Genomic DNA, 8796 nt, shown 5'->3' with positions numbered 1-8796 from the left:
CATGAGCTTCACGATCACGGTTTATCCACAGCCTATGATGAGTATTAATAATACTATAACAGAACTATGCAGCGGTAGTGCTACAGATATTACGTTAAATACAACAACGACAGATGGAATAATACGATTGGATGCAATCAGTGGTGCAGGAGCTTCTAATGTAGGTGGTAAAACTTCAATTGGTTTAACTTTTACAGATGGAGGTCAAATTACAGATGTATTAACTAATGCAACTAATTCACCAATTATCTTAACTTATGAGTTTAGTGTAAGTGCTAATGGTTGCCCTGATGATGTAGCACCTTTTACCACCAGTGTTATAGTTAACCCTAACCCTGAATTTACCATAGCAAACTCGTCTCCAATAATTTGTAGTGGCGATGCAGTAGACATTACATTGAATAGCCTAACTGCAGGTCATCAGATTAATTTAGTAAGTGTAGACTATGCTGGAGGTAATGTAACTGGAGGTAGTGCAGCGGGACCATATTTTGATGGAAATTCTATAACAGAAGTACTTTTTAATACAACTAATATAACTCAACTAGTTACCTACACTTTTAATGTTACAACTCCAGGTACAACTCCATCATGTCCATTAGTAACTGCCAATAAGGTGACAACTGTGTCCGTACAGCCACAGCCTGTAATGAGTATTAATAATTTAGCTACAGATTTATGCAGTGGCGATGTGACTGATATAACTTTGAGTAGTACTACAACTGATGCAATAATTAGACTTGATGCTATAAGTGGAGCAGGAGCAGCTAATGTGCTTGGCAAGACTTCTGTAGGACTAACATTCATGGATGGTGATCAAATTACAGATGCTTTAACCAATGCTACCAATGCTCCAATTACCATAACGTATGAGTTTAGTGTGAATGTTAATGGTTGTCCTGATGGTGTAGCTCCGTTCACAACTAGTGTAACGGTTAACCCTAATCCAACTTTAACCATAACCAATACTACAGCAGAAATATGTAGTGGTGATGCAGTTAATATTACTTTAAATAGTCCTACAACAAACCATCAAATCAATCTTATCAGTGTAAATTATGGTGCAGTAACAGGTGGAACTGCATCTGGACCTTATACCAATGGAAATGTAATAAGTGACGTTCTGGTAAACAACACCTCTGCAGCTATTGATGTAGTATATGAATTTCAGGTTACAACTACTGATGGATGCCCAACAGCAGCTCCAATAAGTCAATTTACTACAGTTAAAGTAAGTCCTGCACCTACATTCACTATTGATAACAATGCAACTGTTATATGTTCAAAGGAACTTACAGATATTGATATCTCTTCCATTACAACGGGTGCTGTAATTGAGCTCATAAGTGTGGTCACATCCTCTGCTCAGATTGTTGGAACACCATCAATTGGATCAACCTATTTGAATGGGGCTAAAATGTCTAATCAATTGACTAACCCTACAAATACTGTTCAGACAGTTCAATATGAGTTTGAAGTTTCATTGAATAATTGTGTGAATCCGGTTACACAATTTGCGAACATTACAATTAATCCTATTCCAGATGTGGCAACTTCTGTAGCAGCTCAGACGATCTGTGATGATGAATTTACAAACATAGTATTGACTAACCCTAATAATGTGAGTACAACATCCTTCTCGTGGACGGTAGTTGAAGCTGGAGGGGTTACAGGTGCTTCTAATGGTGGTGGAACTAGCATAACTCAACAATTGAGTAATAACACGAATACTCCTGGTACAGCCACATATACTATAACTCCGTCAGCAAACAGTTGTAATGGAGATGCAGTTACATTAATAGTAACAGTAAATCCAACTCCAACTTTGGCAACTACAGGGGATGAGATTTTATGCTCTGGAGAATCAACAAACATAGTATTGACCAACCCGAATAGCGTTGCTGGAACTAGTTTTAGTTGGACAGTAATTAATAATATTAATTCTGTATCTGGAGCAGTCAATGGATCTGGAACAAATATTAGTCAAGCACTTTTTGTAAATAGCAATTCGCCTGCTGGATCAGTTACTTACAGAATTACGCCTAGTGCCAATAACTGTTCTGGAGTATTTGAAGATGTGACAGTAACGGTTAACCCATTGCCAGTAGTATTTGCAGGTTTTGATTATGAAATATGTGAGGATGCTGGTTTACTAAATTTAACTGCGTCTATAACGGGTTCTGCTTCGATAGGTACATGGACGGGAGGTAACAACCCAACAGGGTTTAGCAATAATCCTGTGGTAAATGGAGAGGTGATAACATATGCGTTTAACCAAGCAGATATAGACGCTGGCTCAGTGACATTTACTTTGACTACCGATGATCCAGACGCTGGAGGTCCATGTAGCGTTGCTTCTGATCAAATTACAGTTACCATTAATTTACTTCCAGTAGTGTCATTTAATGGTTTGCCAGCAGGCGGAGAGGTTGCTGAAAACGACCCAGCAATTCCATTATTTGGGTCTCCTTCTGGTGGAGTATTTTCTGGTGATGGAATTTCAGGTAACTCTTTTAATCCTGCTGGAGGTACAGTAGGAGTAGATAATTTTGTAACATATACTTATACAGATCCTGCAACTGGCTGTACTAATTCTGATACGCAATCTGTATTCGTAAACGGCAAACCGCCAATTGATCTAGGTAATGATAATGTTCAGATATGTCTTTCAGCAGATCCAGAACTGCTTGTTGCGAATCCATCTGGTGGTGTTTGGACAGGAACTGGAGTAGCTAATATTGGTGGTGCGGTATATGAATTTAGACCTGCAACAGCAGGTGCTGGTACTCACGTACTTACATATACATTTACTGACTCTAACAATGCAACCAATAGTGCAGATTTGACTTATGAAGTGTTCCCAGTGCCTGAAGTAGATTTTGAGCCAGCTAATTTGTGTTTTGATTCACCAATTCAATTTAATGACCTGTCAGTCATAGATCAATCAATTGTGCCATCTGATATCATTGGGTGGAATTGGCAGTTTTTTGATGCTAATGACAATATTATTGGGGCATCTAATCAACAGAACCCATCAATAATCTTTAATACTCCTGGGGATAAACGAGTAGTCCTTGAAGTGATTTCGAGATCTGGTACTTTTGAGTGTTCAGCGAGTGGAGAGCAGATTATCACTATTGGATCAGTGCCAGATACTAGGTTTATATGGCAGAGTGTTTGTAATGGTGACTTTACAGCATTTAGTGATGATACAAAATTAGATATTGGATCTATAGTTAATTATCAGTGGGATTTTGCAGATGGTAATATCATTTCGGGTGCTGGAGGTTCTAGTGCTGTAATTTCACATGGAGATGGCTCTGAAACAATTGGTACCTACATGAAGCCAGAGCATAGGTATAATTCAGTAGGGGATTATGATGTGACACTGACTGTAACAACTGGTGAGGGTTGTATTAAGTCATATACTCAAAACATTGACATTTTACCTCAGACTGAGATTACAGATTTTCCATATATTACGAACTTTGACACCGATGATGCAAATTGGGCTGAAGAAGTTAAATTGGTAAGAGATACGAGTTTAATTAGTGATAATAGCTGGATTTATTCAAATGTTGGAAATGGAGAAATTCAGCCGAAGTATTCTGGTGATGGATTCTGGTGGACAGGGGGTAATAGTGGTGCATATTATAATGATGAACAAAGTTGGGTGAATGGCCCATGCTTTGACTTTTCGGCTATTGAGAAGCCAATGATAAGCATGAAGATTATTTCCAACACTGATCAAGGTTTTGATGGTACAGTACTTCAATATTCAATTGACGGAGGCTTTACGTGGAATAATATTGGTTCACTGGCCGAAGATGGGGGTATTAATTGGTATAACTCCAATGTAATTTCGGCAAAACCCGGTAATCAGCCATTAGGGTTTGGGTGGACAGGTAGAATACTAGAGGAAGAGGAACAATTGAATTGGGTGGAAGTAAAACATAACTTAAATGCATTAAAGGGACAGTCAAATGTTCTTTTGAGAGTGGCTTTTGGTAGTAATTCAGATAATTCTACAGCGCTTGAAGGGTTTGCCTTTGATGATATCTATGTGGGTGAGAAAAATAGACTTGTGCTTGTTGAGCATTTTACTGACTCAGAAAGAAGTATTAGCAGATCTGCAGATGATTATTTGAATACATTGAGCGCACAACAAATAACCAATTTTGGAGAAACTGATTTTACGACTCTTGAATATCATATAAATGAGTCAGGTGGAGATGTCTTTAATGAAGACAATCCAGAAGACCCAAGCTCAAGATCTCTGTATTATGGAATTTCTCAAGCTCCTGGAACAGTGATGGATGGTAATCAATTCAATGGAAATCCATTTGATTTGACTACAAGGGAGATTGATATAAGAGCACTCCAAAATGCACTATTTGATATTAGGATTGATACCATCTCAACCACTGAGGATGTGCTGTCAGTAGCAGTGGATTTTGAAGCTACGGAAGTTCTAAACTCAGTAGTTACATTGCAAATTGCTGTAATTGAAACTGAGATTACTAACAATGGTGAAACATATTATAATGTCCTTAAGAAGCTTCTTCTTGGTAGTGAAGGCATGACAGTTTCTAATTCATGGACAGCAGGTCAAATTGAGTCAATAACTTATGACTGGGAGGTAGATGTGGAGATTTACAATCCTGATAAGCTATCTATTATTGCATTTGTGCAAGATAAGATTACTAGAGAAATATATGGTGCAGCTAAAATTAAAGGACAAGTTCAAGATGAGTCTGCAATAACTAGTGTTAGTCAGGATATAATAGATCAGTCAAAACAAATTGTAATTTATCCTAATCCAGCGGATGGAGAGGTTAATTTCCAGTTACAAGAAATAGCGTTGGATGATTACACCTGGAAAATTGTTGACCAAAGAGGGGTTTCTATTATGGTAGGGGGGCTCGAGTTTAATACTCTGGGCTTACACACTGTAGATGTAAATCAGGTGCCTAATGGAGTATACTATGTGATTATAGAATCTGCAGGCAAACCAGTAATCTATAGAAAGCTTGCCATTATGAATAGGCACTAGTTTGGGTTGATCAAGCAATAAAAAAGGATAGCATTTGCTATCCTTTTTTATTTGGTGTTTGCTGTAGTTTATGAATTCATAACCTCAGAAACTTGATCTGCTAAATAAAGAGCACTTTCCGAAGAATTAGGTTTTTGCCCATAATTTAGAGTTTTGGATATATCAAAGAAGCTAACGCCCTCACCATAAAACTTTTGATCAAGGTTAGCTTTATCATGAACAATAAGTTTTGGATTTAAATGTTTGTATAACAATGTTTCTTCAAAACAGAAGAAATTAAATACTCTGCACCTAGTATATTTTTCAAGAGTTAAACCAAGAAGGTTTTTATCATATTGCTCGGAATCAATTAAAAATATTACCTCTTTTTGCTTTTTCATAACCGCATTATTTAAACTTGATTTTGTTATTACTAAATCTATGCCAATTATGAGATGCAGGTTATTATTGAAATTTAGATGTTTTTGTTTAATAGCTATCCCAAAATGGGATGGCTTAGATTTTTAAGAGACTATTTAAATTTGTTGTCCATCGCAACTCTTAGTTCAGAGAGGGCAGTTTGAGCCAGTGAAGATAGCTCATTTACTTTGCCAGGTATTTGATCGGTACCAGTCTTCTCCTTTGCAGATTCTTCAATTTTTTTTACAAGGCTTTTAGCCTTTTCTAACCCAACAAATGTAATAGAAGGTTTTAATTTATGGGCTAATTTACTTACTTGTTCCCAATCAGATTTGTCTGATGCTTTTTGGAGCTCATTCATGGCTACAGGGGTATTTGTAATGAATGTTTGAACCATGTCATTCATAAAGTTTAGATCACCATCACACACGCTTCTTAAGTAATCAAGGTTTGTAAGTTTTGTTTGCTGAGACAGCTTCTTAATGTTCGACTCGGCACTTTTCTTTTCTACACCAATGTATTTAGTAATTACTTTAAATAGTGCTTCAGGGTGAAAGGGTTTGGAGAGGTAATCGTTCATGCCTACTGCCTTACATTTGTCGATATCACCTTTTATAGCATTGGCCGTAAGTGCAATAATGGGAATTTTACTTTTAGTGTCTTCAAAAGTTTTTCTTATAGTTCTTGTTGCTTCATAGCCATCCATGATGGGCATCTGTACATCCATAAGGATAATATCATATTCACCGCTTTTTAACTTCTCAACACCAATGAAACCATTCTCTGCACCATCAACAATACAATTCCATTTTTTGAGAATATTGATAGCGTATAACCTATTTATGTCATTGTCTTCTATTAGCAGTACTCTTAAGTCTTTCAGAGAGTGTTTAAGTGTTTCGCTAAATTTTTTAGATGATTTAGGATGGACCAAGTCAGTAGTATCTCCTTCTTCATAGGGTATCATAAAAGTAAATACGGTCCCTTGGTTCTCCTGACTTTCAACGTGTATTGTTCCATTTTGAAGCTCAATTAGCTCTTTGACAATAGTTAAACCCAAACCTGTACCCCCATACCGTCTTGTTACACTGGCATCAGCTTGTGTAAAACTATCGAAGATGTGATGAATTTTCTCCGTAGGGATTCCTACACCAGTGTCACTCACCCTAAATTGAATGTACTTTAAACTGTTCTTTTTCTTTAACAAGCTGACATCAATTCTTATTTCACCTACATGGGTGAACTTAACGGCATTGCTTATGAGATTTATTAATACCTGATTAAGTCTAGCAGGGTCACCTAGTAAGACCTTATCGGCTTCAGGCTCAATACTGTAGTTTAATTCAATTCCTTTTTCCTTAGATTGATACAAGAAGGTGTCAAGCACCGCACCCAATTGGTACCGGATATTAAAACCGATTTTCTCAAACTTAAGCTTGCCAGACTCTATTACTGAGAGGTCAAGTATGTCATTGATGATTACTTTTAAGCTCTCAGTTGAATTCTTAATAGCATTTAAATATTGCTTCTTGTCCTTTTCACTATTGGTTTCAGAAAGCAGGTTAACCATTCCTGATATGCCGTTAATAGGTGTTCTTATTTCATGACTCATGTTAGCAAGAAATTGTTCCTTTGCTTTTTGAGCTCTCAATAATTCCTCGGCATCCTTTTTTCGTTGTGTTATATCTCTGCAATCTAGGATAAGTCCTTCAACACCACCTTTATGTTTTAGATTAATGGAATTGAATTCCAGATACCGGAAAGAGTTGTCTTTACACAGAAACCGAAACTCAATACTTTCATCATAAGGTTTTGAGATGCTTTTCTTAAATTCTGACTTAAAAGACTTTAGTGTACTAGGCTTTATGTAATTAAAGAAGTTCTTGCCTATTAAACTATCAGGAGCGTGACCTAAAGTATCTTCAACCGAAGGGTTATGGTAAAGAATGTTACCATTATAGTCAACAATGAAAATTATATCTGAACCATCCTCAACTACAGCTTTGTAAAATAAGCCCTGGTTCACATAATCAAGTAAATTTTCAACAGCCATTAGTCAACTATTTCCTCCATTTCTTTTAAGTAGCGATAGATAGTGGATTTACCGATATCCAGTTTGTCTGCCACTTTCAACACATTATTATCATACTTGTCCAAGTAGTACTTAATTATTTTAAAAGTGTAATCTCTTAAACTCATCTCTTCAAAAAGGAAATTTGATTCCTTAGATATGCTATTGAAAGAAATGTCTTCAGGTAATATTTCCGAACCATTGGCCATTACAGCGGATAACTCAATGATAGATTTCAGTTCCCTGATATTACCAGGGAAAGGATATTTTAAAAGTGTGTTTTGAGCTTCTACACTGAGCTGTAAAACTGGCAAGTCGTTTTCTTTGGCAAATTGCTGTAAAAAGAATTTTGCTAACATAATGATATCCCTGTCTCTTTCACGCAAGGGGGGTAGATGTATGGGTAAGCCCAATAATCTATAATAAAGGTCTTCTCTAAAATTACCGGCTTTAACTTCTTCTGCCAGATCTCGATGCGTTGCGACTATTAATCTAAAATCCAGAGAAATAACTTCGTTGCCACCAATTCTTGTAACCTCTCTTTCTTGAATTGCTCTTAACAATTTGGCTTGTAAACTGAGATCCATTTCGCCAATCTCATCCAAAAACAAGGTTCCTCCATTAGACTCTTCGAACTTTCCAAGTTTCCTGGTGTTAGCTCCAGTAAATGCTCCTTTTTCATAACCGAATAACTCACTTTCAATGAGGTCTTTAGGGATGGCTGCAATATTGACTGCTACCAAAGGTTTCTTCTTTCTCTTAGAATTGTAATGTATGGCCTTGGCTGCCAATTCTTTACCAGTCCCAGTTTCTCCAGTAATGGATACAGTTATATTCGTTTTAACAGCCTTTTCGAGTAAAGAAAACACCTTTTTAAGAGCAGCGCTATTGCCTACTATGCTCGAATCAAACTCGTATTTCTCAGAAATTTCCTGCTTAAGATGATCAATTTCTTTGGTCAAAGAAATGTTCTTACGCGCATTATTGATAGTATTTAAGAGCCTGTCTTTAGTTTCTTCGTCCTTAATAATATAATCGTATGCTCCTGACTTTAACAGTTCTACAGCCGTTCCGATTTTCTCTTGCGCTGAGATGATAATTACCGGTATGTTAGGATCGAAGTCTTTTATACTTCTGAGTACCTTTTCACCCTCCATGTCGGGCAGGGTATAATCTAAAGTTATAATATTCGGTTTTTCGTGAAGCCGATCTAAAAAGCTCTTGGCATTATCAAAGCTGGTTACTTCAAAATCAGGATTAAGGCTTAAAACAT

The 8796-nt window shown here is 36.8% G+C and carries 4 protein-coding genes; 1 reads left to right on the top strand and 3 read right to left on the bottom strand.

Features of this window, described 5'->3' with window-relative positions; genetic code table 11:
• Nucleotides 1-37 precede the first annotated feature (37 nt).
• On the top strand, nucleotides 38-5053 hold the full coding sequence (locus E1140_RS03705) for a PKD-like domain-containing protein (protein ID WP_221412623.1): 5016 nt from the start codon (nucleotides 38-40) through the stop codon (nucleotides 5051-5053).
• 68 nt (nucleotides 5054-5121) lie between these two features.
• On the opposite strand, the gene E1140_RS03700 is transcribed toward E1140_RS03705, so the two are convergent.
• The 3 genes from E1140_RS03700 to E1140_RS03690 form a co-directional block, all read right to left on the bottom strand.
• Nucleotides 5122-5433 (bottom strand): hypothetical protein, encoded by a 312-nt coding sequence (locus E1140_RS03700; protein ID WP_155179158.1) that lies wholly within the window; start codon nucleotides 5431-5433, stop codon nucleotides 5122-5124.
• A gap of 131 nt (nucleotides 5434-5564) precedes the next feature.
• Nucleotides 5565-7505 (bottom strand): PAS domain-containing hybrid sensor histidine kinase/response regulator, encoded by a 1941-nt coding sequence (locus E1140_RS03695; RefSeq protein WP_155179156.1) that lies wholly within the window; start codon nucleotides 7503-7505, stop codon nucleotides 5565-5567.
• Nucleotides 7505-8796, bottom strand: a 1292-nt coding sequence (locus E1140_RS03690) for a sigma-54-dependent transcriptional regulator (protein WP_155179154.1), incomplete at its 5' end; no start/stop codon positions are given. The genes E1140_RS03690 and E1140_RS03695, both read right to left, overlap by 1 nt.

The organism is Fulvivirga lutimaris, assembly GCF_009711525.1.
GTDB classification, from domain to species: Bacteria; Bacteroidota; Bacteroidia; order Cytophagales; family Cyclobacteriaceae; genus Fulvivirga; species Fulvivirga lutimaris.
This window is presented reverse-complemented; position numbering and strand designations above follow the sequence as displayed.

Bases quoted from the DNA above. Each gene is read 5' to 3' on its own strand.
- E1140_RS03705 (WP_221412623.1), top strand. From the start codon at position 38: ATGAGTATTAATAATACTATAACAGAACTATGCAGCGGTAGTGCTACA.
- E1140_RS03700 (WP_155179158.1), bottom strand. From the start codon at position 5,433: ATGAAAAAGCAAAAAGAGGTAATATTTTTAATTGATTCCGAGCAATAT.
- E1140_RS03695 (WP_155179156.1), bottom strand. From the start codon at position 7,505: ATGGCTGTTGAAAATTTACTTGATTATGTGAACCAGGGCTTATTTTAC.